The organism is Microbacterium sp. NPDC087868, assembly GCF_044900755.1.
GTDB lineage: Bacteria > Actinomycetota > Actinomycetes > Actinomycetales > Microbacteriaceae > Microbacterium > Microbacterium galbinum.
In genome coordinates, this window is sequence record NZ_JBJDNO010000001.1 from 962,449 (window position 1) to 983,618 (window position 21,170).

Annotated in this window: 18 protein-coding genes; 10 read left to right on the forward strand and 8 right to left on the reverse strand. The window is 71.3% G+C overall.

The window, feature by feature from the left end; translation table 11 throughout:
- Positions 1-23 precede the first annotated feature (23 nt).
- Positions 24-1,304 carry a phosphotransferase gene (locus ACI2JZ_RS04755; protein WP_247622929.1) on the forward strand — a complete coding sequence of 427 codons (1,281 nt, stop codon included), beginning with the start codon at positions 24-26 and terminating at the stop codon, positions 1,302-1,304.
- On the opposite strand, the gene ACI2JZ_RS04760 is transcribed toward ACI2JZ_RS04755, so the two are convergent.
- Together ACI2JZ_RS04760 and ACI2JZ_RS04765 are read right to left on the reverse strand one after the other, a co-directional pair.
- Entirely contained in the window at positions 1,250-4,753 is a 3,504-nt protein-coding gene (locus ACI2JZ_RS04760) for a UvrD-helicase domain-containing protein (protein WP_404596674.1), read from the reverse strand. The two genes, ACI2JZ_RS04755 and ACI2JZ_RS04760, sit on opposite strands and share 55 nt — an antisense overlap.
- Positions 4,750-7,965 carry an ATP-dependent helicase gene (locus ACI2JZ_RS04765; RefSeq protein WP_404596675.1) on the reverse strand — a complete coding sequence of 1,072 codons (3,216 nt, stop codon included), beginning with the start codon at positions 7,963-7,965 and terminating at the stop codon, positions 4,750-4,752. The genes ACI2JZ_RS04760 and ACI2JZ_RS04765 overlap by 4 nt, the downstream gene beginning before the upstream one ends.
- Before the next feature lie 167 nt (positions 7,966-8,132).
- On the opposite strand from ACI2JZ_RS04765, the gene ACI2JZ_RS04770 reads away from it, so the two are divergent.
- Positions 8,133-8,357 carry a DUF3107 domain-containing protein gene (locus ACI2JZ_RS04770; protein ID WP_247622931.1) on the forward strand — a complete coding sequence of 75 codons (225 nt, stop codon included), beginning with the start codon at positions 8,133-8,135 and terminating at the stop codon, positions 8,355-8,357.
- A gap of 5 nt (positions 8,358-8,362) precedes the next feature.
- Positions 8,363-8,650: a hypothetical protein gene (locus ACI2JZ_RS04775; RefSeq protein ID WP_404596676.1), complete on the forward strand. Its 288-nt coding sequence runs from the start codon at positions 8,363-8,365 to the stop codon at positions 8,648-8,650.
- 44 nt (positions 8,651-8,694) lie between these two features.
- Here ACI2JZ_RS04775 and ACI2JZ_RS04780 read toward each other — a convergent pair whose 3' ends face one another.
- Positions 8,695-9,411 carry a ferritin-like fold-containing protein gene (locus ACI2JZ_RS04780; protein ID WP_247622933.1) on the reverse strand — a complete coding sequence of 239 codons (717 nt, stop codon included), beginning with the start codon at positions 9,409-9,411 and terminating at the stop codon, positions 8,695-8,697.
- A gap of 195 nt (positions 9,412-9,606) precedes the next feature.
- Between ACI2JZ_RS04780 and ACI2JZ_RS04785 the strand changes: the two genes are divergently transcribed.
- A complete protein-coding gene (locus tag ACI2JZ_RS04785) occupies positions 9,607-11,130 on the forward strand; it encodes a DEAD/DEAH box helicase (protein WP_247632557.1) in 1,524 nt (507 codons plus the stop codon).
- Positions 11,131-11,175: 45 nt separating this feature from the next.
- On the opposite strand, the gene ACI2JZ_RS04790 is transcribed toward ACI2JZ_RS04785, so the two are convergent.
- Together ACI2JZ_RS04790 and ACI2JZ_RS04795 are read right to left on the reverse strand one after the other, a co-directional pair.
- Positions 11,176-12,042, reverse strand: coding sequence for a DUF817 domain-containing protein (locus ACI2JZ_RS04790; RefSeq protein ID WP_404596677.1), 867 nt, complete (start codon positions 12,040-12,042; stop codon positions 11,176-11,178).
- A 68-nt stretch (positions 12,043-12,110) separates the two neighbouring features.
- Positions 12,111-12,986 carry a PHP domain-containing protein gene (locus ACI2JZ_RS04795; RefSeq protein ID WP_404596679.1) on the reverse strand — a complete coding sequence of 292 codons (876 nt, stop codon included), beginning with the start codon at positions 12,984-12,986 and terminating at the stop codon, positions 12,111-12,113.
- A 100-nt stretch (positions 12,987-13,086) separates the two neighbouring features.
- Here ACI2JZ_RS04795 and ACI2JZ_RS04800 point away from each other — a divergent pair, with 100 nt between their 5' ends.
- Both ACI2JZ_RS04800 and ACI2JZ_RS04805 read left to right on the forward strand, forming a co-directional pair.
- Positions 13,087-14,109 (forward strand): endonuclease/exonuclease/phosphatase family protein, encoded by a 1,023-nt coding sequence (locus ACI2JZ_RS04800; RefSeq protein ID WP_404596680.1) that lies wholly within the window; start codon positions 13,087-13,089, stop codon positions 14,107-14,109.
- Between the two features lie 36 nt (positions 14,110-14,145).
- The gene (locus ACI2JZ_RS04805; RefSeq protein ID WP_404596681.1) at positions 14,146-15,558 is read left to right on the forward strand and encodes an aminopeptidase P family protein; all 1,413 of its coding nucleotides are present in this window, start codon (positions 14,146-14,148) and stop codon (positions 15,556-15,558) included.
- An 11-nt stretch (positions 15,559-15,569) separates the two neighbouring features.
- Here ACI2JZ_RS04805 and ACI2JZ_RS04810 read toward each other — a convergent pair whose 3' ends face one another.
- Positions 15,570-16,238 (reverse strand): alpha/beta family hydrolase, encoded by a 669-nt coding sequence (locus ACI2JZ_RS04810; RefSeq protein WP_404596682.1) that lies wholly within the window; start codon positions 16,236-16,238, stop codon positions 15,570-15,572.
- Complete coding sequence (locus ACI2JZ_RS04815) at positions 16,238-16,960, reverse strand: general stress protein (protein WP_404596683.1); 723 nt, start codon at positions 16,958-16,960, stop codon at positions 16,238-16,240. Before ACI2JZ_RS04815 ends, ACI2JZ_RS04810 begins: the two co-directional genes overlap by 1 nt.
- A gap of 87 nt (positions 16,961-17,047) precedes the next feature.
- Between ACI2JZ_RS04815 and ACI2JZ_RS04820 the strand changes: the two genes are divergently transcribed.
- Genes ACI2JZ_RS04820 through ACI2JZ_RS04830 form a run of 3 tightly spaced genes read left to right on the forward strand, consistent with a single transcriptional unit; the run spans position 17,048 to position 20,006 of the window.
- Positions 17,048-18,319, forward strand: coding sequence for a magnesium transporter MgtE N-terminal domain-containing protein (locus tag ACI2JZ_RS04820; protein ID WP_247622941.1), 1,272 nt, complete (start codon positions 17,048-17,050; stop codon positions 18,317-18,319).
- A complete protein-coding gene (locus ACI2JZ_RS04825; protein WP_247622942.1) occupies positions 18,319-18,888 on the forward strand; it encodes a DUF1003 domain-containing protein in 570 nt (189 codons plus the stop codon). The genes ACI2JZ_RS04820 and ACI2JZ_RS04825 overlap by 1 nt, the downstream gene beginning before the upstream one ends.
- Positions 18,885-20,006, forward strand: coding sequence for an Mrp/NBP35 family ATP-binding protein (locus tag ACI2JZ_RS04830; protein ID WP_404596685.1), 1,122 nt, complete (start codon positions 18,885-18,887; stop codon positions 20,004-20,006). Before ACI2JZ_RS04825 ends, ACI2JZ_RS04830 begins: the two co-directional genes overlap by 4 nt.
- 30 nt (positions 20,007-20,036) lie before the next feature.
- Here the strand turns inward: ACI2JZ_RS04830 and ACI2JZ_RS04835 are convergent, their stop codons facing one another.
- Complete coding sequence (locus ACI2JZ_RS04835; protein ID WP_400440138.1) at positions 20,037-20,411, reverse strand: Sec-independent protein translocase TatB; 375 nt, start codon at positions 20,409-20,411, stop codon at positions 20,037-20,039.
- Between the two features lie 89 nt (positions 20,412-20,500).
- Here ACI2JZ_RS04835 and ACI2JZ_RS04840 point away from each other — a divergent pair, with 89 nt between their 5' ends.
- Positions 20,501-21,139, forward strand: a complete 639-nt coding sequence (locus ACI2JZ_RS04840; RefSeq protein WP_247622945.1) for an O-methyltransferase — start codon at positions 20,501-20,503, stop codon at positions 21,137-21,139.
- Positions 21,140-21,170 lie beyond the last annotated feature (31 nt).

Consider the following 21,170-nt stretch of genomic DNA (forward strand, 5'->3'; position numbering starts at 1 on the left):
CTGAGCCGACCTACCCTTAGGGCATGGGACGCTCACCTTTCACTCTAGCCGCGGCCGTGACGGCGGCACTGCCCGGCGCGGAGGTCACGGGTACTCGCACGCTGAGCGCAGACGGTGACGCACGTTTCGACTCCGCCGTCGCCTCGCTGGCCGACGGGCGCGAGCTCGCGATCCGCGTCGCGGACGACGACGAGACGGCCCGTGAGCTCGCCGCCGAGTCCCTCGCGCTGCGCGCCCTGACGGCCGGCGCGCGGGCGATCCTCCCGTTCCGCGCACCCGAGTACGTGGGCGAGACCCGCGTCGGCGATGGTCGCGCCCTCGTCACCGAACTCCTCCCCGGCTTCCAGGTCGAGGCCGCCCACGTGCCGGCCGGACGCGGCACGGCGGAGTCGATGGGGGCAGCGATCGCCGCCGTGCACGGCCTGCCCGTCTCGATCGTCCGGAGCGCGGGTCTCGTCTCACGCTCGGCCGAGGAGAGCCGTGAGGACATCCGGCGGCTGGTCGACGACGCGGCCTCCACCGGCCGCGTTCCCGCCCGGCTGACGGCGCGCTGGCGGGATGCCGTCGCCGATGACGAGTTGTGGCGCTTCGAGTCGACCGTGACCCTGAACGGCGTGCAGTCGACCTCCTTCCTGCTCGAGGACGACGATGAGCGCGGTCCCCAGGTCACCGGACTGCTGAACTGGCACGGCCTCTCGGTCGGCGATCCGGCCGTCGACCTCGCCTGGCTCTCGGCCGCGCCCGATGCGGCACCCGACGTGCAGGCCGCCTACGCCCGGTCGTCGGAGCGTTCACCGGACGGTGCGATCGAGGTGCGCGCACGGATGCTCGCCGAACTCGAGTTCGCGCGCTGGCTGGTGCACGGGGACTCGCTGCACCGCCCCGACATCGTCGACGATGCGGCTGCCCTTCTCGAGGCGCTCGCCGAGGGTCTCCGCGCGGACGACCTCGCCGTCGTCGCCGCGCGGAACGAGGGGGTCGACTCGGCCCTCGACGCGCTCGACCGCGTTCCCGCGGAAGCCGCAGCACTGATCGACACCTCGATGCAGACCGACGCCTACAATCCCGACGAACTCTGGGCGCAGGAATCGGAGGAGGGATCGTCGTCGACCGACACCTCCGAAGCGGCGCGTCGCGCCGCGATGGTCGACGTCGAAACCGAGGACCTCACCGGCGTCGGCGATATCTTCACGGCCCCGGCGGACGCCGGCGACGACGCGGATGACGACGAACGCGATGACGACGAGGCTCAGCGCGCGGCGCGCGCGGCGCTCCAGCGCTGGAAGAGCTCGGACTCGGAGTAGACCCGGTCTCCGCGGATGACGAGGTCGTCGGCGACGTAGTAGAGCGCGACGTCGATCTCGTCGAGCGGCACCCCGAATCGGCGGTGGTAGGCGAGACGGTACAGTGCGAGCTGCAGCATCCGCTCGTCCCGCTCGGCCTCGCCCTTCGGCGGCTTTCCCGTCTTCCAGTCGACGATCTCGATCCGGCCTCCACGATCGTCGCGGCGGTACACGGCATCGAGCTTGCAGATCACGATGTGCGCGTCGGACTCGCCGGCCCGGTCAGCGGGGGCATCCGCGAGCCCGGCGCCGAGCGCGAAGTCGATCTCGATCTCGACGGCGATCGGCTGGAGGGAACCCCACTCGCTGCGCTCGAACGTCGCCTGGAGGATGGCGAGGTCGGCCGCATCCGCCGCTTCGCCGGTTCCCTCTCCCGGCGCCGGACCGATCTCGCCGCCCACCTCGTCCTCGTCGATCTCCCAGAGCGCCTCGTCGACGCGGGCACCGACGCCCACGAGCGATGACCGGTGCTCGACCCAGGCGTGGAAGAGCGTGCCGAGTCGGGTCTGCCGGTACGGACGCTCCGGCATCGGGCGGATGATCGCCGAGACCGTGCCGCCGTAGTCCGTGACGTAGTCCTTGAAACGGGAGGCGGGCACGCGGGTCGGCGCCGCTGCGTCGATGCCACGCAGACGCGCGGCGCGCTCGGCGAGGAGCCGCTGGAGCTCTTCGGAGGGAACGAGCGTCTCGGGTCGCGCGAGGGCCCCCGCGACCATCTCCGCCGCCGACTCGACGAGCGGACGGCGGGCACCGAGCGGATCCAGTGGCCACGAGATCGTCGCTCCCGGCCCGTCGTAGGGGTTCTCGTCGGGATCGACCGGTTCGATGGGCTCGTGCTCGCGCACGTCGATCGCCTCGAGCAGGAAAGGACTCGGCGTGCGGGGAGCCTTCTGCCCCGCCCAGTGCGCACCGCTGAGAAGCAGGTCGGTGCGCGCGCGTGTGACCGCCACGTAGGCGAGCCGGCGTTCCTCCTGCTGCTGATAGGCGCGGTATGCGTCTTTGAAGCGCTTGATCGCGCCGCCCTGGGGATTGGCCTTGGTCGCCCCGCCCGACAGTGACGCCTGCGCCAGAGCCTGACGCTTCTTCGGGTCGAGCTCGCCGCCGACCGCGCTCTCGGGGTCCCAATCGAATCGCGGCAGCGCGTCGCGGTCGCCGCGCAGCGCGAACGGCACGACCCCGAAACCGAACCAGCCCGAGGTGTCGGAGACCCGGCTGGGGAGTTCGTCGGCGACGAGACGGACGACTGCGACGGCATCCCACTCCAGCCCCTTCGATCCGTGGATCGTCAGCAGCTGCACCACGCCCGGCTCGGGGGGCTCCGGGCGCGGCATGAGCTCGTCGGTGCTCTCCGCCTTGTCGAGCCAGGCGAGGAGGCTCCCGATCGTGCCGCGGTCGTCGGCCGCGAGGAAGGCACGCACCTCATCGGAGAACGCGCGGAGCTGCGTCGAGGCGACCCGTGCCGGCCCCCGGGTCTCGTTCGCCGCCAGTTCGATGTCGAGGCGCAGCTCGAGTTCGATCAGGCGCAGCAGCTCGGTCAGCGGCTGCGACGAGGCCCGTCGGAGCCGCTCGAGCATCTCCCCCGCCGCACGGATGCGCGATCGCCCGTCGGGGGTGAATCCCTCCAGCAGCCGATAGTCGTCGCGCACCGCTCGCACCACGTCGACGGCATCGACGATCGACACCGCCTCATCGGCGCCGCGCGACGAGCGCAGTCGCACGCGCACCTCTTCGGGAAGCGGCATCATCGAGGTGTCGCGTTCGGCGAGGGTTCGGCCGAGATCGTAGAGCGCGGCCATATCGGCCACCCCGACGCCGAACCGCGGACCCGTGAGCAGACGGATGAGTGCCGAACCCGCGGTCGGGTCGTGGACCACGCGCAGGGTGGAGACGACGTCGACCACTTCGGGGGTCGCCAACAGTCCGCCGAGCCCGAGGATGCGGTGCGGTACGCCCTCCGCGGCGAGCGCGGCCGCGAAGGTCTGCATGTGACGTTTCGAACGGAACAGCAGCGCGCCGGTGTGCGGGCGCCCGGCGGCGGACGCATCGTGCGCAGCTCGTCGCTCGACGAACCAGCGAGCGACATCGGCGGCCTCGTCGTCGACCGTGAAAGCGAATCGCAGATCGACGGTTCCGGAGCCCGCACCGGGACGGGGTTCGAGCGGGGGCACGTCGAGCCCCGGCCGCTGCAGCGGCTCGAGCACGCGATTGGCGATGTCGAGGATTCCGCGGTCGTTGCGCCAGCTGGTCATGAGGCTGTACGTCTGCGCCTCCTGCTCGCGCGCGAAGGCGCTCGAGAACGCGTACAGATTGTCGGCGCTCGCGCCGCGCCAGCCGTAGATCGACTGGTGCGGGTCTCCCACGGCCATCACCGCGCTGTCGTGGAACAGCTCGGCGAGGAAACGGGTCTGGATGACCGAGGTGTCCTGATACTCGTCGAGCAGGACGACGCGGTGCTGCTCGCGCAGCTCGGCGCGCACGTCGGGAGCGGCCTCGACGATGTCGTAGGCGCCACCGACCTGATCGGCGAAGTCGAGCACGCCGCGTCGCCCCTTCTCGGCGATGTACTCGCGCACGAGCGCGGCGAGCGTCGGCAGGCTGAGAAGGTTCGCCGCCGCCTTCTCGACGTCGCCGTTGCCGCGGTACGGCTCGAACGACAGCGCCGTCTCGCGCGCGAGACGCTCGGCCTCATCGAGATCGACCCGATGGTCGAGAGCCTCCCCCGCGAGGCGCTGCACCGCGTCGATCACCGTGCCGAGCGCGTAGTCGATCCCCTCGAGTTCCGGGAGGTCGGCGCGCAGCACGACCTCTCGCGCGAGCATCCACGACGCGGCCTGACTCAGCATCGCGACGTCGGCGTCGCGTCCGATCCGAGCGGCGTGCTCGCGCACGATGCCGTCGGCGAAGGCGTTGTAGGTCGACACCCGTGGGCGGATCATCAGCTCCTCGGCCGCACGCGGAGCGGTCGGGTCCCAGCCCGTGCCGTAACGGCCGGCGAGCTCGTCGAGCACGTGCGTGCGCACGACGTCGCGCTGACGACCCGCGGCCGCCTCTTCCACCCGGCGCAGGGCGTGCGTCGCCACGATCTCCGGCACGTGCGGCAGCAGACCGCGGCGACCGAACTCGTCGATCACGGCGAGGCGGTGCCCGATGCGCTCGGCGAGCTCGCCCGCAGCCTTTCGGGTGAAGGTGAGTCCGAGGATCTCGTCGCGTCGTACATGACCGTTGGCGACGAGCCACACCACGCGACCCGACATCGTCTCGGTCTTCCCGCTGCCCGCTCCGGCGACGACGAGGGCGGGCGACGGCGGCGCCTCGATCACCTGCTGCTGCGCGGGGGTGGGTGAGGGCTGGCCGAGAGCCGCCGCGACATCGGTCGCCGACAACCCGAGTCCGCCGCCCCAGCCGGTCACGCGCTCACCGCCGGGACGGTGTGGATCCGACAGGGGTGGATGCGGCGCTGCGTGTCGGCGCAGTGCGACTCGACCTGCGCGGTGAAACTCGAGGCCGACATCCCGCGGGCGGCATCGGCCACACGGCGCAGGAACGCCTCGCGCGCGGTGTCGTCGAGCGTGTGCTGGTGGGCGATGCGGTAGTCGCTCTTGGCGAGGGTCTTCGAGACGATCACGAGACGCGCCCCGGCGAGGGCCTCGGCGGGGGCACCCTCGATCAGGCCCTGCTGGACCGCCACCTGGTACGCCGCCAGTTGGGCGTGCTCACGGACTCCCGCGTCGGCCTCCGGATCGGTGCGTCCGGTCTTGAGGTCGACGACCACCGCGCGCTCGCCCTCGCCGGCCGCGGTCATCTCGGTCCACCCGCGCCCCCGCGCCGGGGGATGCTCCCCCGCCCCCGGAGGGTAGGCCTCGATACGGTCGATGTAGCCGCTCACGATCGCGCGCGCTCCTCTGTCGTCGCCGACGTCGTGCACGACCGGGAGGCCGTCGTCATCGGGCAGGGAGACGGCGAAGTCGAACCGCGTCTCGCTGCCGACGACCCGCCCTCCGTCGCGTCGGACGTCGCCGAGGTACGTGTGCAGCCGGTCGACGTAGAGGTCGGCTCGACGCCGCTCCTTGCGTCCGATCCACTCGGTCTCGAAGTCCAGCTCGGGCCAGTGCTCCGCGACGATCGCCCGCATCTGCTCGAGGTCGCCGTCCGGTACCTTCTCCATGGCCTCGTGGATGATCGTGCCGATCCCCGCCGTCGGCGGCATCACGGTGTCGCCCCCCAGGGCGGAGACGACCCAGTTCAGGCCGCACTCCTCGTAGGACTCCATCTTCGAAGGCGACACCCGCGCACCGTCGGCGGCGAGGTCCCGCAGGGGACGATCGGTGCTCGGTGGCGTGACGCCGTACCAGTCCCGCGGATCCGCGCCGGCGACACCCTCGGCCGCGAGGATCGCGAGCTGCTCCGCGGCGAGACGACGTGCCGGGTCGGAGGTCGCCGTCGTGAGGGTGCGTCGGTGGCGCGCGACGAGTCCGCGGAGGGTGAGCGGATGCTCGGCCGATGCGTGTGCCTCCGGGGCGTCGGGCGTCGGTAGGAACGCGAAGAACGGGCTCGGGCTCTGGTCGTCGTCGTCGACCGCCGTCACGAGGATCCGGTCCCGCGCGCGCGAAATGGCCCGGACGAAGAGGCGGAGCTCGTCGTGCAGCGCTCCTCTTCGCCGATCCAGGATGCCCGGCGTCTCGAGGGGGACGCCGGTACGCATCGACGTCACGGCGTCGGGAAGACGCCAGGTCTGCAGCATCCCGCCCCGGAGCCGGAGGTTCGGCCAGACGCCGTCTTGAAGACCGGCCACGACGACCGCGTCGAACTCGGTGCCGAGCGCGGTCGCCGGGGTGAGCAGAGTGACCCGCCCCGGCCGATCGGGTGTCGAGAGCGAGTCCTCGGGCACCTCGCTGTCGAGGATGTCGCGAACGAACGTCTCCGGGCGCTCGTTCGGCGTGCGCTCGACGAAGCGCTTGGCCGCGTCGAACAGCGAGACGAGGGCATCCAGCGATCGCGCGGTCTCGGCGCCGCCGGGCTGCGCCGACAGCTCTCGCCACGCGATGTGCAGGCGGCGGCCGTCGATCGCCCGCGACTGCTCCCAGATCCGCCAGAGCAGGTCGTGGATCGTCTCGCCGGCTCGCGCGGCGGCCGAGACCGCCTCGATCGTCTCGGCGAACCGCCGGGCCGTGCGGGACTCCGGGGCATCGATGAGCGTGAAGTGCTCGGGGTCGGCCATCGCCCGGCGCAGCAGCTCGCGAGCGGGTGTGGCTCCCCCGTGTTCCAGCTCGAGGTGTCGCAGCCGCGCGCGCAGACGACGCAGGGCGATCGCGTCCATCCCCCCGAACGGCGTGCGCAGGGCTTCTTCGAGTTCCGCGGACGTGCGCTCCGCTGCCGGGGTGAGTGCGAGGCGCACGATGCCGACGATGTCGCGCACGACGCCCTCGCTGCCGAGCGGACGCTGCACGCCGGCGGCCCGTGTCGGGATCTCCCGCGCGGCGAGCTCGGTCTCGAGCAGTGTCACCTGACGCGTGTCGTGGGCGATGACGGCCATGCGATCCCAGGCGACGCCCCGCATGAGGTGCCATTCGCGCATGACACCGGCGATGCGGTCGAACTCCTCGTGCGGCGACGGGGCGAGGAACGACGTGACGGCGGCATCCGCTCCCTCGATGGGGCCGGCCTGCGGTGCGCGCCGGTGCTCGACCCTTCCCGAGACCCCGATCGCCTGCGTCACGGTGCGGGTGAGCGCGGTGAGCGCCGGGTGCTGGCGGTGCGCGCCGTCGAGCACGTGCACCGCTCCGAGCGCCGAGACGAGGTCGGCGAACAGTTCGGGGCTCGCTCCCCGGAACGCACCGGAGGAGATGTCGGGATCGCCGAACGCGAGCACCGAGACCCCTCGGGCACGCAGCGCCTGGACGACGGCGACGCCCCCGCGGGTCAACTCCTGCGCGTCATCGATGAGCACCACGCGCAGGGGCGCCAGGGGGCCGAGCGTGCCCGGGGACGCGTCACGGAGGATCGTGCTCGCCTCGCCGAGCAGGTCTGCGGCGTCGCGATGCGCCGAGCGCAACGCGTCGAGCACCGAGCGGTACTCGAGAATGAAATCGGCGGCGGCCGCCCAGATCGGGTCGCCCGATGCCTTCAGCTCGTCCGGGAGCACACCCAGCTCGGTGCACTCGGCGATGAGCGCACGCAGCTCGGAACGGAACCCCTTCGACCCGCGCACCGATGCGCTGAGCGCGTCGGGCCAGCGGATGCCGCCGTCTTCGGCGTCGCCCGCGAGGAGCTCGGCGATGATCCGGTCCTGATCGGCGCCCGTGAGCAACGCCGGCGGCTCGGAGCCCGCGTGCACCATCGCTCCGCGAACGATCTGGAAGGCGAAGGATCCGAGCGACCGCGCGAGCGGACCCGGCGTCGCCTGGCGGACGCGCACGCCGATGCGGTCGCGGAGCGCCGTCGCCGCCTGCCTGCTCGGAGTGAGGGCCAGCACCTCCTCGGGGCGCATCCCCTCGTGATCGAGCAGCCTGCCGATGCGCTCGATCAGCGTGCGCGTCTTGCCCGTTCCCGGTGCGCCGATGACGACTCCGGATGCGGTCGCCGCGGCGTCGATCACGGCTCGCTGCGCGGCATCCCCTGTCATGCACTCCACGCTAGCGGCGTGCGCCGACATCGCCTCCCGCGGCGGGTCGGGCGCGTGTGCGCTCACGGCGAAACCGCTCCCCTGCGCCGATCCGGCGACGCACCTGCGGGGTAGAGTTGGCGCAGACCTCGGACGACGACATCGTCCTGACACTCCAAGGAGTACGCGTGGAAATCCGCATCGGAATCATCAACACCGGCCGCGAGCTGAGCTTCGAGACCGCCACCGCAGCAGAAGAGATCCGCACCCAGGTCGCGGCAGCGCTCGACCAGAGCACCGCGCACCTGAGCTTCACCGACATCAAGGGCAACTCGTACATCGTCCCCACCGCGAACCTCGCCTACATCGAGCTGGGCACCGAGGAATCGCGCCGGGTCGGCTTCGTCGCCTGATCGCGATGTACATCCTTCTCGCCCTCGTCGCGGCCTGCGCTCTGGGCATCGCCGCGCATTTCCTCATCGACGGCCGCGAACTCCGCGGCGCCGCACTGACCCCGGGCATCGCGACGGTCGTCGCCGCCGCGCTCTACACGGGCCTGCAGTGGGCCGGTCTCGGCGAGGACAACGTGTGGCTCTGGCTCGCGAGCATCCTCGGCGGTGTCGTGGTCGCCGTCGTCGCGACTCTCGCTCTGGTCGCCGCCCGACGCCGCTCGGACGCGGCGAAGACCGCGGCCCTCGGCATCTAGGTCCGCACGTCCAGATCGATCTGCAGGTCTAGGACTCCGCAGGTCTAGGACGCGAGCCCCATCGCGTCCATGCGACGCGCGTGCGCGCCCATCAGCTCGGTGTACACCGGTTCGATGCGCTCGTCGTCCGGTGCCACGAAGACCTCGGGCTTCAGCGCCGAGCGACAGACGAGGATCGTGTCACCCACCAGGCGTCGCGCCCACATCGACAGCAGTGAGCGCCACTCCTCGTCGCTCTCGATCGTCTCCTGGATGATCGAGACGATCTCGTGGCGGGCGTCGTCCTCGCGCAGGATCTCGGCGATCCGCCGCCCGGTCTCGCCGTAGCTGGACGCGAGGGCGAGATAGAAGTCGTCGAGCATCCCGGCCGTGATGTACACGGCGAGGAGCGTCTCGCGCGGTCGCGCACCGATCGTCTTGCGGCGGAACGCATCGAGGTTCTCGCGGAACGGGAGCATCAGCTGCGTGGGGTCGTCGCCGCGCTCGGCGATCACCTCGACGATGCCGCGATGCTTCGTGAGAGCGGCCCCGGCCGCACGGGAGAGCGCCTCCTTCTCGGCGAGCTCCGGCGTGGCACGGATGAGACGGGTGAGGGTCTCGAAGTACCCCAGCTGCAGGTAGGCGGCCTGGCCCAGGAAGCGGGGCAGCTCGGGCGCGAGGTCGGCGAAGTCCACGCGGGTCGCGTCGCCCTGGTCGCCCCGGCTGCGCAGGGCGAGAGTGCGTCGCGGCGCATCGTCGCGCTGCCAGAACCACTTAACCACGAGGTCTCCCTACCGAGTTCGCCACGACGATCACAATACCCGGGGCGGAGGTCCTCCTCGGGCGTTCGGCCGCCCTCCGGTAGGCTGGGCGTGTCCCCGCCGTCGGAGCGGGGCCCGCGCCTGTGGCACAAGAGACGGCGTGGATCGTTAACGTGGCGGTCTCAGCACGACCGCCGGACAGGCAATCTGAATACAGTGACTACTTTCTCCGATCTCGGGATCGATCAGGACATCGTCGATGCGCTCGCTGCGAAGGGCATCGTCGACGCGTTCCCCATCCAGGAGCAGACCATCCCCCTCGGCCTTCCGGGCCAGGACATCATCGGCCAGGCGAAGACCGGAACCGGTAAGACCTTCGGCTTCGGCATCCCCGTCGTGCAGCGTCTCGGCCTCGACCCCGAGCACGGGGTGAAGGCGCTCATCGTCGTGCCGACCCGCGAGCTCGCGGTGCAGGTCTACGAGGACATCGACCTGCTCACCAGCAACCGCTCGACCAGCGTCGTCGCCATCTACGGCGGCAAGGCGTACGAGGGCCAGATCGACCAGCTCAAGGCCGGCGCGCAGATCGTCGTCGGCACGCCCGGTCGCCTGATCGACCTCGCCGGCCAGCGTCTGCTCGACCTGTCGAACGCGACCGAGGTCGTGCTCGACGAGGCCGACAAGATGCTCGACCTCGGCTTCCTCGCCGACATCGAGAAGATCTTCCAGAAGGTGCCGGCCGTGCGCCACACCCAGCTGTTCTCGGCGACGATGCCCGGCCCGATCGTGGCGCTGGCCCGTCGCTTCATGACGAACCCGATCCACATCCGCGCCAACGACCCCGACGAGGGCCTCACGCAGGCGAACATCAAGCACCTCGTCTACCGCGCGCACTCGCTCGACAAGGACGAGGTCATCGCCCGCATCCTGCAGGCCGAGGGCCGCGGCAAGACCGTGATCTTCACCCGCACCAAGCGTGCGGCCCAGCGACTGGTCGACGAGCTCGGCGACCGCGGTTTCAACGTCGGCGGCGTGCACGGCGACATGGGCCAGGACCAGCGCGAGCGCTCGATGGCGGCGTTCAAGGCCGGCAAGAAGGACGTCCTGGTCGCGACCGACGTCGCCGCCCGCGGCATCGACGTCGACGACGTCACGCACGTGATCAACCACACGATCCCGGACGAGGACAAGACGTACCTGCATCGCGCGGGCCGCACGGGCCGCGCGGGCAAGACCGGTATCGCGGTCACGTTCGTCGACTGGGAGGACCTGCACAAGTGGGCCCTGATCAACCGCGCCCTCGAGTTCGGTCAGCCCGAGCCCGTCGAGACCTACTCCTCGAGCCCGCACCTGTACGAGGACCTCGACATCCCCGCCGGCACGAAGGGTCGTCTCGTCTCGGCGCCCAAGGCGGAGTCGACCCGTCCCCCGCGCACCCCGCGCCCCGAGCGCGCAGCGGATGCCGCTGCCGAGGGCACCGACGAGGGCGGCACGCGCCGCCGTCGTCGCCGTCGCGGCGGGTCGAACCCGGTCGGTTCGACGTTCGCCGAGGGCGCCGCACCTGCGGCCTCGGGTGACGGCGACGGTGCCCCCGCCGCCGATCGCAGCGCCGAGGGCGCCGGCACGCACGACGGTGCAGGCAAGGAGCACCACGACGGAAAGCCCGCCCCGGCTCGCCGTCGCCGCCGTCGTCGCGGAGGTTCCGGCGGAGCGGGCGCGGCACCGGTCGCGGGCGCCTGAGACGGTTTCGACAGAGGGGCGGATGCTGCGGCATCCGCCCCTCTGTCATGTCCCGGCTCGGGCCCGCGCCGGGGCCTTCGGCGGGTACACCCACGTCACGAGCACGACCGAGATGATCATGAGCAGGAACCACGACACGAGCTTGCTCGGCGAGACGGGTTGCCACCCGTCGGCCTGATCCGGGTACGCCCATGCACCGGCCAGCGTGCCGATGTTCTCGGCGAAGTAGATGAACACCGCGACGCCGGCGAACGCCAGCAGGAGCGGGATGCGCAGCGTCCGCCGCCAGACCCGCGCGTGCATGACCGTCGGCAGCCAGAGCACGAGCACAGCGATCAGCAGAACCCAGCGTGCATCCCACCAGTAGTGGTGCGCGAAGAAGTTCGCGTAGATCGCCAGGGCGACGAGTGCGGTGAGCCATCGGCGCGGGTAGCGCGTGAACCCGAGGTCGAACAGGCGGTAGACGCGCACCATGTAGGAGCCGACCGCGGCGTACATGAAACCGCTGAACAGCGGCACTCCGCCGATGCGGAGGATGCCGTCGGCGGCATACGCCCACGACCCCACGTCGGTCTTGAACAACTCCATGACCGTGCCGGTGACGTGGAAGAGCAGGATCACCCACAGCTCGCGTCCGCTCTCGAGCCGGAACACCAGCATCGCGACCTGGATGAGCACGGCGGCGATCGTGAGTGCATCGTTCCGGGCGAGGGCCGCATCATCGGGATACCAGAGCCGCGCGGCGACGATCACGACGAGGAGCGCCGCGCCGAAGATGCAGGCCCAGGCCTGCTTGAGCACGAAGACGGCGAACTCGACGAGGAACGCGCGGATGCCGTTCGCCGGGGCATCGCGGAGCAGACGGTGAGCGGCCGCGTCGATCCGGCGCTCGAGCGAGGTGGCGCGTTGCATCGGGCGAGCGTATCGACGACGACGGCGAGAGCGCCGGGAGTCGACCGCCAGTATGCCGGGAAGCCCCGTCAGGGGTAGCGCGGTGTGGTACCGGAGGCGCGCGCGATCAGGCGCTCGACCATCTCGTCGCTCGTGGTGTTCTCCCCGGGCCGGTTGGGCTTGCCGCTGCCGTGGTAGTCGCTGGAGCCGGTGACGATGAGATCGCGTCGAGCGGCGAGTTCGCGCAGCAGGGCCTTCCCCGCCTCGGTGTTCTCCCGATGGTCGATCTCGAAGCCGCCGAGCCCCGCATCGATCAGCTGCTCCAGGAACAACATCGGCATCATACGGTCGCGACCGGAGGTCACCGGGTGGGCGATGATCGCCACTCCCCCGGCGTCCGTGATGAGCCGGACGGCGGTGAGCGGATCCGGCGCGTAGTGCGGCTCGTAATACCCCTCGCGCGGATGCAGGATGCCGTCGAACGCCTCGGTGCGGTCGCGGACGATTCCTCGTGCGACGAGCGCATCCGCGATGTGCGGGCGACCGACCGTCGCGTCCGGCGTGGTCTGGGCGAGCACGTCGTCCCAGTGCAGGTCGTAGTCGCGGCCGATGCTGCGGACGATCCGCTCGGCCCGGCCGATGCGGTCGCCACGGATGCGATCCGTCTCCGCTCGCAGGGCCGCGTCGTCGGGGTCGAACAGGTAGCCCAGCACGTGGACGCTGCGCCAGTCGTGCTTCGCCGACAGTTCCATCCCCGGTAGGAAGGTCATTCCCAGCGCCGCCGTCGCCTCCGCCGCCTCGCCCCAACCGGTCGTGCGGTCGTGGTCGGTGAGCGCGATCGTGCGCAGTCCGTGCGCGTGCGCCTGGCGCACGACCTCGGCCGGCGCCTCGGTTCCGTCGGAGTGATTCGAGTGCAGATGCAGGTCGGCAGGACCGACGAATCGACGGGAGTGCTCAGGGGCCATCCTCCGAGCGTACCGAGCGGGGCGGAGGGCGGGCGCACGGGAGCGCAGTCCCGCCTGTCGCGGCAGGGACTTCACAGGCGGCGCTCCTAGGCTGGAGGGGATGTTTCGCCTCCTCGGAATCCTGATCACCGTGCTGTTCGCCGCCGCCACGGCCGTCGTGGTGTGGCCGCAGTTCTTCCGGCTGGAGCAGACCTATCCCTTCGCGCAGGTCGTCGCGGCGCGCGGTGTGGTGCTGGGCATCTTCGTGGTGATCGCGCTCCTGGCGCTGCTGCTCCTGCTCGCCCGCCCGCTGCGCGGCTTCGCCGCCTCGATCCTCATCGTCGCGCTGCTCGGAGCCGGAGCGACCGGAATCATCGGAGCGACCCGCGGATTCGGCACGTCGGCCCTTCCCGACAAGGCGGAGACGAGCGTCCGTGTTCTGACCTGGAACACCGCCGGCGAGGCGGTGTCGGCCGACCAGATCGCCCAGGAGATCCTCGACCAGGGAGCCGACATCGTCGCGCTCCCCGAGACGACCGAGGCCGTGGGCGAGCGCATCGCGCTCATGCTGCGCGAGCAGGGGCATCCGATGTGGGTGCACCACGTGCAGTTCCGCCCCGACGTGCCCGACGGCCCGCAGTCCTGGCAGACGACCGTCCTGGTCTCCCCCGACCTCGGGGAGTACTCGGTCATCGAATCGTCGCAGGACGGCACGAGCAACACCGGCTCGGTGCCCAGCGTCGTGCTGATGCCGGTCGATGGGAGCGGGCCGACGGTCGTGGCGGTGCACGCCGTGGCACCCCGCGTGGAGGAGATGCAGCAGTGGCAGTCCGATCTCCAGTGGATCGCCGACCAGTGCCCCGCGGGCGATTTCATCCTCGCGGGCGACTTCAACGCGACGATCGACCACATGGCCGGTCTCGGCATCGAGGGCGGTGACATCGGGTACTGCCGCGATGTCGCTTCGCGCACCGGCAACGGAGTCGTCGGGACCTGGCCCAGCTCGCTGCCCCCGTTGGCGGGCGCGCCGATCGATCATGTGATGGCCTCGCAGAACTGGACGCCCACCGGTTCGGTCGTGCTCGACGACGCCGGCGGCAGCGATCACCGCGCCCTCGTGGTGCAGCTCGAGCCCGCCGGCTGAGAGGCGGCGTGCATCCCCGAGTGAGAGACTTGAGGGATGAGCACCGCAGCAGAACGCGACACGATCGCCGAACCCGACGTCGAGAACAGCAACACGAATCGCAAGCAGCCGTTCCCGCAGGGCTTCCTCGACACCATCTCGACCGGGTGGGCCGAGCGTCCCGAGACGCTTCCCGGCGCGCGCGAGCAGGCACCCTACGCCGCCGTGCGCCGCGCCGCGCTCTCGGCCGCGTTCCCCGGTAAGCGCCTCGTCATCCCGGCGGGCTCCCTCAAGCAGCGCAGTAACGACACCGACTACGTGTTCCGTGCGCACTCCGCCTTCGCGCACCTCACCGGCTGGGCATCCGACACCGAGCCCGACTCGGTGCTCGTCTTCGACCCGACCGACGACGGTCACGACGTGACCCTGTACTTCCGCGAGCGTGCCGACCGCACCACGACCGAGTTCTACGCCGACGCCACCGTCGGAGAGTTCTGGATCGGACCGCGCCCCTCGCTGGCCGGTGTCGCCGCCGACCTCGCCCTCACCACCGCGCACCTGGCCGAGTTCGCGCCGGCCGAGGGCGAGCTGGTGCTCGATGAGGACGAGGCGCTGACCCGTGCGGTCTCCGAGCTGCGCCTCATCAAGGACGACTTCGAGATCGCCGAGATGCGACGTGCGGTCGAGATCACCGCCGCCGGCTTCGACGACATCATCCGCGAGCTCCCCTCCGCCGTGGCGCACGCGCGCGGCGAGCGCGTCGTCGAGGGCGTGTTCCACCGCCGGGCGCGCGAGGACGGCAACGGGGAGGGATACGACACCATCGCCGCCTCCGGGCCCCACGCCTGCTACCTGCACTGGACCCGCAACGACGGCGCCGTGGTGCCCGGCGATCTGATCCTCGTCGACGCCGGTGTCGAGGCCGACAGCCTCTACACCGCCGACATCACCCGCACGCTGCCCGTCTCCGGCACGTTCACCGATGTGCAGCGCCGTGTCTACGAAGCCGTGCGCGAAGCGGCCGACGTCGCCTTCGCCGCCGCGAAGGTCGGGGTGCGCTTCCGCGACATCCACGCCGCGGCCATGACCGTGATCGCCGCTCGCGTCGCGGAGTGGGGTCTGCTCCCCGTCACGGCCGAGGAGGCCCTCGACGCCGACGCCGGCGGCCAGCACCGCCGCTACATGGTGCACGGCACCTCGCACCACCTCGGCATCGACGTGCACGACTGCGCCCAGGCTCGCCGCGAGATGTACTACGACGGCATCGTCGCCCCGGGCATGGTGTTCACGATCGAGCCCGGCCTGTACTTCCAGATCGACGATCTCACCGTCCCCGCCGAACTCCGCGGGATCGGCGTGCGCATCGAGGACGACATCCTCATGACCGAGGACGGCCCCGTCAACCTCTCGGCCGGCATCCCCCGCACGGCCGACGAGATCGAGGCCTGGATCGCCCGCGTCCAGAGCTGATCCCTCGGGAGTCAGATCCGGGCGGCGAAGTCCACGAGGAGGGGCGCGAGCCCGGCACCGATATCGGATGCCGGACGCTTGCGCCCCTTCACCTCGAAGCTGTGACCTCCGCCGTCGATCCAGGCGACGCGCGCATCCCGGCAGGTCTCGACGACCTCCTCGAACTGCGTGAGCGGCTGGATGAACGGGTCGTTCGAGCCCTCGATGAACAGCTGGGGCACGGCGATCGCCGGCAGATGCTCGGCGCGCAGCTTCTCGGGGGCGCCCGGCGGGTGCAACGGATAACCGAGATAGACGAGAGCGTCGACGTCGAGTCCCTCGGCCACGGCCATCGAGGCCATCCGGCCGCCGTACGACTTGCCGGCCGCGATGATCCGCGCCGTCGGGTCGAGCTCCCGCTCCGCGGCGACGGCGGCGCGCCACGTCGCGATCGCGTGCGCGGCGGGGCCCGGCATCCGTCGCTCCTGCTCCACGTAGGGGAAGTTGAACCGAGCGGTCGAGAACCCGGCCTCCGTCAACGCCGCGGCGAGCCCGGTGAGGAACGGGTGGTCCATTCCGGCGCCCGCACCGTGCGCGATCAGGATCGTCGTGCGCCCCTCGCCCGAGGTGTGCTCGACAGAGACCTGCGTGCCACCTGCGGGCAGGGCGACCTCGAACGACGAGCGTCCGGATGCGAGCATCAGGCGGGCTCGGGCGTACCTGCAACGGGAGCGTCGCCCTCGCCCGGCTTCGCGGGCTTGCCCTGCTCCGTGTCGCCGGGCTCGGCGCCCTCGGGCGCGGTCGGCGCGTCTGCTCCGGGAGCGACCGGTGCGGCGGGCCGCGGCGGGATCACCGGTTCGCCGGAGGGCACGGGCGCCTGGCCCTGGCTCCCCGGCGTGATCCGCTCGCCGTAGCGCGGGGGCTCGTCGAGATCGACCGGCGGGCGCACGGGCGCCTGGCGGGCGGTCCCCAGCGCCTGACGAGCCTTCGCCAGCGACGCCGGCAGCACCGTGACCTCGTAGTGGTCGGCCGCCAGCTGCGTCACACTCGCGAAGTCGCGACGGCGGCGGACGATCGCGAAGGTCACGAGGCTGAGGATCATGCCGATCGCCACGCCGATGAGCACGAAGCCCAGGAACAGCTGGATCGGGACCTCGGGGTTGCCGATCACGAGGATCGCCGAGAGGAAGAGGCCGATGAGCACGCCGTTCACCGCGCCGGAACGCGCGGCCGTCGCGTAGCCGAGGCGACCGGTGATGCGCTCGACCGTGCGGACGCCCTGGCCCACGATCGCGATGTCACGGGCGGGGATCTCGGCGGCGATCAGCGTGGACACGGTCTTCTGCGCGGTGGCGTAGTCACGGGTGGACGCCACCATCTCGCCGGTGTCGGTGCTGTTCACGGGACGGTTGAGCATGCTCATCCGCCCATTGTCCCACGCCTCGATGCGCGCGTCCTCGGAGCGTCGATCCGGGGGACGCCCCGGGGCCGCGCGGACTACGCTGGGTGGGTGAGCACACAACGGGTATTCGCCGCGCGCCTGGCCGGTTGCGCCGTCTTCGACCCCGTGGGCGACCGGCTCGGCAAGGTCCGAGACGTCGTCATCGTGTACCGAAGTACGGCGGCCCCCCGCGTGATCGGCCTCGTCGTCGAGATCCCGGGCCGTCGCCACGTCTTCCTGTCGATCGGTCGGGTCACCTCGATCCGCTCCGGTCAGGTCATCAGCACCGGGCTCATCAACGTGCGCCGCTTCTCGCCGCGCGCCGGCGAGGTGCGCGTCCTCGCCGAGATGCTGGGGCGCCGTGTCAGCTTCGCCGACGGCAGCGGCACGGCTGTGATCGAAGACGTCGCCATCGAACCGAATCGACTCGGCGAGTGGGCCGTCAGCCAGCTGTTCCTCCGGAAGCCGAAGACCAGCGCCTCGCCGTTCGCGAAGGGCTCGACGACCTTCGCCGCCTGGAGCGAGGTCACCGAGGAGCGCGCGCCCGGGGAATCGCAGTCCGCCGAACAGCTGGTGGCGTCGTACTCCGAGCTGCACGCGGCCGACCTCGCCAACACGCTCCTCGATCTGCCGCAGCAGCGCATGATCGAGGTCGCCGAGGAGCTGTCCGACGACCGCCTCGCCGACGCCATGGAGGAGATGCCCGAGGACGAGCAGGTGCACATCCTCGACCGCCTCGGCGACGAGCGCGCCGCCGACATCCTCGACCAGATGGAACCGGACGACGCGGCCGACCTGCTCGCCCAGCTCCCCCCGAACCGCCTGGAGCACCTCCTCGAGCTCATGGAGCCGGAGGAGGCCGAAGACGTGCGCATGCTGCTGCGCTACGGCCCCGACACCGCCGGCGGGCTCATGACGCCCGAGCCGATCGTGCTCTCGGCCGACGCGACGGTCGCCGAGGCGCTCGCGCTGATCCGTCGCCACGAGCTGCACCCCGCCCTCGCGGCCGCGGTCTTCGTCACCCTCCCCCCGTTCGAGACGCCGACGGGCCGCCTCCTCGGCGTCGTGCACTTCCAACGGATGCTGCGCTACCCGCCGCACGAACGCCTCGGCGCGATCGTCGACGACAGTCTCGAACCGGTGTCCGCCACGGCCTCCGCGGCGGAGGTCGCCCGTCTGCTGGCCAGCTACGACCTCGTCTCGCTCCCCGTCGTCGATGCCGCGCACCGGCTCGTCGGTGCGATCAGCGTCGACGATGTGCTCGACTACCTGCTGCCCGACGACTGGCGCACGCACGATGTCGATGAGGTGTCGGACGACACGACCACGGAGGTGCGCTGATGGCCCGCTCCCCCCGCCTCGACGCCCCGCTCGGGCGCGGCACGACCCGTCAGCGTCCGACCTCACGCGACCGCTTCGGACGGTTCACCGAGTGGGTCGCCCGCGCGATGGGCACACCGGCGTTCCTGCTGATCCTCAGCCTGTTCTGCATCCTGTGGATCGTGTGGAACACGATGTCGCCCACGAGCCTGCGGTTCGACGACGCCGCCCTCGGATTCACCGCTCTGACCCTCGTGCTCTCGTTGCAGGCCTCCTACGCCGCGCCGCTGATCCTGCTCGCGCAGAACCGGCAGGACGACCGTGACCGGGTGCAGATCGAGCAGGATCGTCAGCGCGCCGAGCGGAACCTCGCCGACACCGAGTACCTCGCCCGCGAGATCGTCGCGCTGCGCATGGCGCTCGAGGAGCGCAACTCGCACGTCGTCACGCGCGACGTGCTGCGACAGGAGCTCAAGGCACTGCTCGCCGACCTCGGCGATCACGACGCGGACCCCGAGGCCCCCGCGGCCTCCCCCGCGCCGACCACGGGGCCGGTGGCGACGAGGCCTCCGCGTCGCCCGCGCGCATGACGTCCGCCGATGACGTCCGACGCGCGGTCGCCGCGGTATCCGATCCGGAACTCCGACGTCCGATCGGCGACCTCGACATGGTGCGCGACATCGTCGTGGAGGGCGGCAGCGCCACCGTCGGGATCGTCCTGACGATCGTCGGATGCCCGGCCGCGACGAAGATCGAGTCCGATGTGCGCCGTGCCGCGGCATCCGTTCCCGGCATCGACGCCGTCGAGGTCGAGGTCGGGGTGATGACGCCCGAGGAGCGCAAGCGCCTGACCGAGAAGCTGCGCGACGGCAGAGCACCCCGCCAGATGCCCTTCGGCCCGGACTCCCTGACCCGCGTGATCCTCGTCTCCAGCGGCAAGGGCGGCGTCGGTAAGTCGACCGTCACCGCGAATCTCGCCGTCGCCCTCGCCGACCTCGGCCTCGCGGTCGGCCTCGTCGACGCGGACGTGCACGGCTTCTCCATCCCCGGGTTGCTGGGCATCCCCGCGGGCACGCAGCCGACGCGCATCGACGACCTCATGCTGCCGCCGGTCGCTCACGGGGTGAAGACCATATCGATCGGGATGTTCCTGCGCGAAGGCGAGGGCGTGGTCGCCTGGCGAGGGCCGATGCTCCACCGCACCGTGTCGCAGTTCCTCACCGACGTGCATTTCGGCGATCTCGACATCCTGCTGATCGACATGCCGCCGGGCACCGGCGACATCGCCATCTCGATCGGACAGCTGCTGCCGCACGCCGAGGTGCTCGTGGTGACGACCCCGCAGGCGGCCGCCGCCGAGGTCGCCATCCGCAGCGGACTCGTCGCCCGCCAGACCGGTCAGCGCGTGATCGGGGTGGTCGAGAACATGGCGGGGCTCACCCTTCCCGACGGGACCCTGGTCGATCTGTTCGGTGCGGGCGGTGGAGCCGCGGTCGCGGAGGCGCTGTCGTCCGACGGAGCCGGCGTCCCCCTGCTGGCCTCGATCCCCCTGAGTCCCGCCCTGCGCGCCGGCGGGGATGCGGGTGCTCCGGTCGTGCTGGATGCCGAGACGGATGCCGCAGCCACGGCCATCCGCGCCCTCGCCCGTTCCCTGGCCGGGCGAGGGCGCGGGCTCGCCGGTCGCCCGCTGCCGATGTCGCTCGGCTGAGGTCGCGACCGCCGTCGATCGCCGATGCGATCAGGTGGCTTCGAGATCGAAGGGCGGCAGTTCGCCGGGAGTGAACCTCTGCGGCGGGGTGCGCGGCTCGGGCTCCGCGATGGCGGCGGCCGCCGCCATCGGATGCGCCGGAGGGGTCGGCTCCTCGAGGAGGGCGTCCCGGATGATGCGACGGGGGTCGTACTGGCGGGGGTCGAGCTTGCGCCAGTCGACGTCGTCGAGCTCGGGGCCCATCTCGTCGCGCACGCGGGTGCGCGTGTCGCGGAGGTACTCCCCGGCGCGGCGCACGACCTTGGCGAAGCCCTCGGCCATGCGCGGAAGGCGTTCGGGGCCCACGATGAGCACCGCGATGAGACCGATCAGCAGAAGCTTCTCGAAGGTCAACCCGAACTGCATCTGTCCAGGCTACCGCCGCGCCTGCGCTCCGCGTGCGCACCGAGCCAATACGCTGGGAGGAGTCACAGCGTGGACGGGAGGATCAGGTCATGAGCGAACACGACGCGAACGCACGTTTCATCCGAGAGTCCCTCACGGAACCGGATGCGATCGCGCGCGCTCGGGCGCACGGCGTCGAGCTCGGAGCGGCGCCGATCAGCATCGCCGTCGGCTCGCAGATCGCCGTGCTCGCCGCCGCGACCGCCGCCCGTTCGATCGTCGAGATCGGCACCGGCGCCGGAGTATCCGGACTCTGGCTGCTGCGCGGCGCGCCGCAGGCCGTGCTCACCTCGATCGACAACGAGCCCGAGCACCTCGCCGCGGCCCGCCAGTCGTTCTCCGACGCGAAGGTTCCGGCCACCCGCGCCCGCTTCATCACGGGCCGCGCCGCCGATGTGCTCCCCCGCATGAACGAGGACGCCTACGACATCGTGCTCGTCGACGCCGATCCCGAGAACGTCATCGACTACGTGGAGCACGGACTGCGCCTCGTCCGCCGCGGCGGTATCGTGCTCGTCCCCCGCGTGCTCGCGGGTGGCCGCGTGGCCGACCCCGTGCAGCGCGATGAGATCACGGCGGGCTACCGCTCCCTGATCCAGGAGACCCAGGAGTCGTCGGCCGTGCTCGCGACCGTGTCTCCCGCGGGCGAGGGCCTGCTGCAGTTGATCAGCGTCGCCGAGCGCGACTGACGCTCCCCCCGACAGACGAAGGAGGCGGCGG

Excerpts from the sequence above, each read along its gene's own strand:
- ACI2JZ_RS04755 (WP_247622929.1), top strand. The coding sequence starts at position 24 with ATGGGACGCTCACCTTTCACTCTAGCCGCGGCCGTGACGGCGGCACTG.
- ACI2JZ_RS04765 (WP_404596675.1), bottom strand. The coding sequence starts at position 7,965 with ATGACAGGGGATGCCGCGCAGCGAGCCGTGATCGACGCCGCGGCGACC.
- ACI2JZ_RS04775 (WP_404596676.1), top strand. The coding sequence starts at position 8,363 with ATGTACATCCTTCTCGCCCTCGTCGCGGCCTGCGCTCTGGGCATCGCC.
- ACI2JZ_RS04790 (WP_404596677.1), bottom strand. The coding sequence starts at position 12,042 with ATGCAACGCGCCACCTCGCTCGAGCGCCGGATCGACGCGGCCGCTCAC.
- ACI2JZ_RS04795 (WP_404596679.1), bottom strand. The coding sequence starts at position 12,986 with ATGGCCCCTGAGCACTCCCGTCGATTCGTCGGTCCTGCCGACCTGCAT.
- ACI2JZ_RS04800 (WP_404596680.1), top strand. The coding sequence starts at position 13,087 with ATGTTTCGCCTCCTCGGAATCCTGATCACCGTGCTGTTCGCCGCCGCC.
- ACI2JZ_RS04805 (WP_404596681.1), top strand. The coding sequence starts at position 14,146 with ATGAGCACCGCAGCAGAACGCGACACGATCGCCGAACCCGACGTCGAG.
- ACI2JZ_RS04810 (WP_404596682.1), bottom strand. The coding sequence starts at position 16,238 with ATGCTCGCATCCGGACGCTCGTCGTTCGAGGTCGCCCTGCCCGCAGGT.
- ACI2JZ_RS04815 (WP_404596683.1), bottom strand. The coding sequence starts at position 16,960 with ATGAGCATGCTCAACCGTCCCGTGAACAGCACCGACACCGGCGAGATG.
- ACI2JZ_RS04825 (WP_247622942.1), top strand. The coding sequence starts at position 18,319 with ATGGCCCGCTCCCCCCGCCTCGACGCCCCGCTCGGGCGCGGCACGACC.
- ACI2JZ_RS04830 (WP_404596685.1), top strand. The coding sequence starts at position 18,885 with ATGACGTCCGCCGATGACGTCCGACGCGCGGTCGCCGCGGTATCCGAT.
- ACI2JZ_RS04835 (WP_400440138.1), bottom strand. The coding sequence starts at position 20,411 with ATGCAGTTCGGGTTGACCTTCGAGAAGCTTCTGCTGATCGGTCTCATC.
- ACI2JZ_RS04840 (WP_247622945.1), top strand. The coding sequence starts at position 20,501 with ATGAGCGAACACGACGCGAACGCACGTTTCATCCGAGAGTCCCTCACG.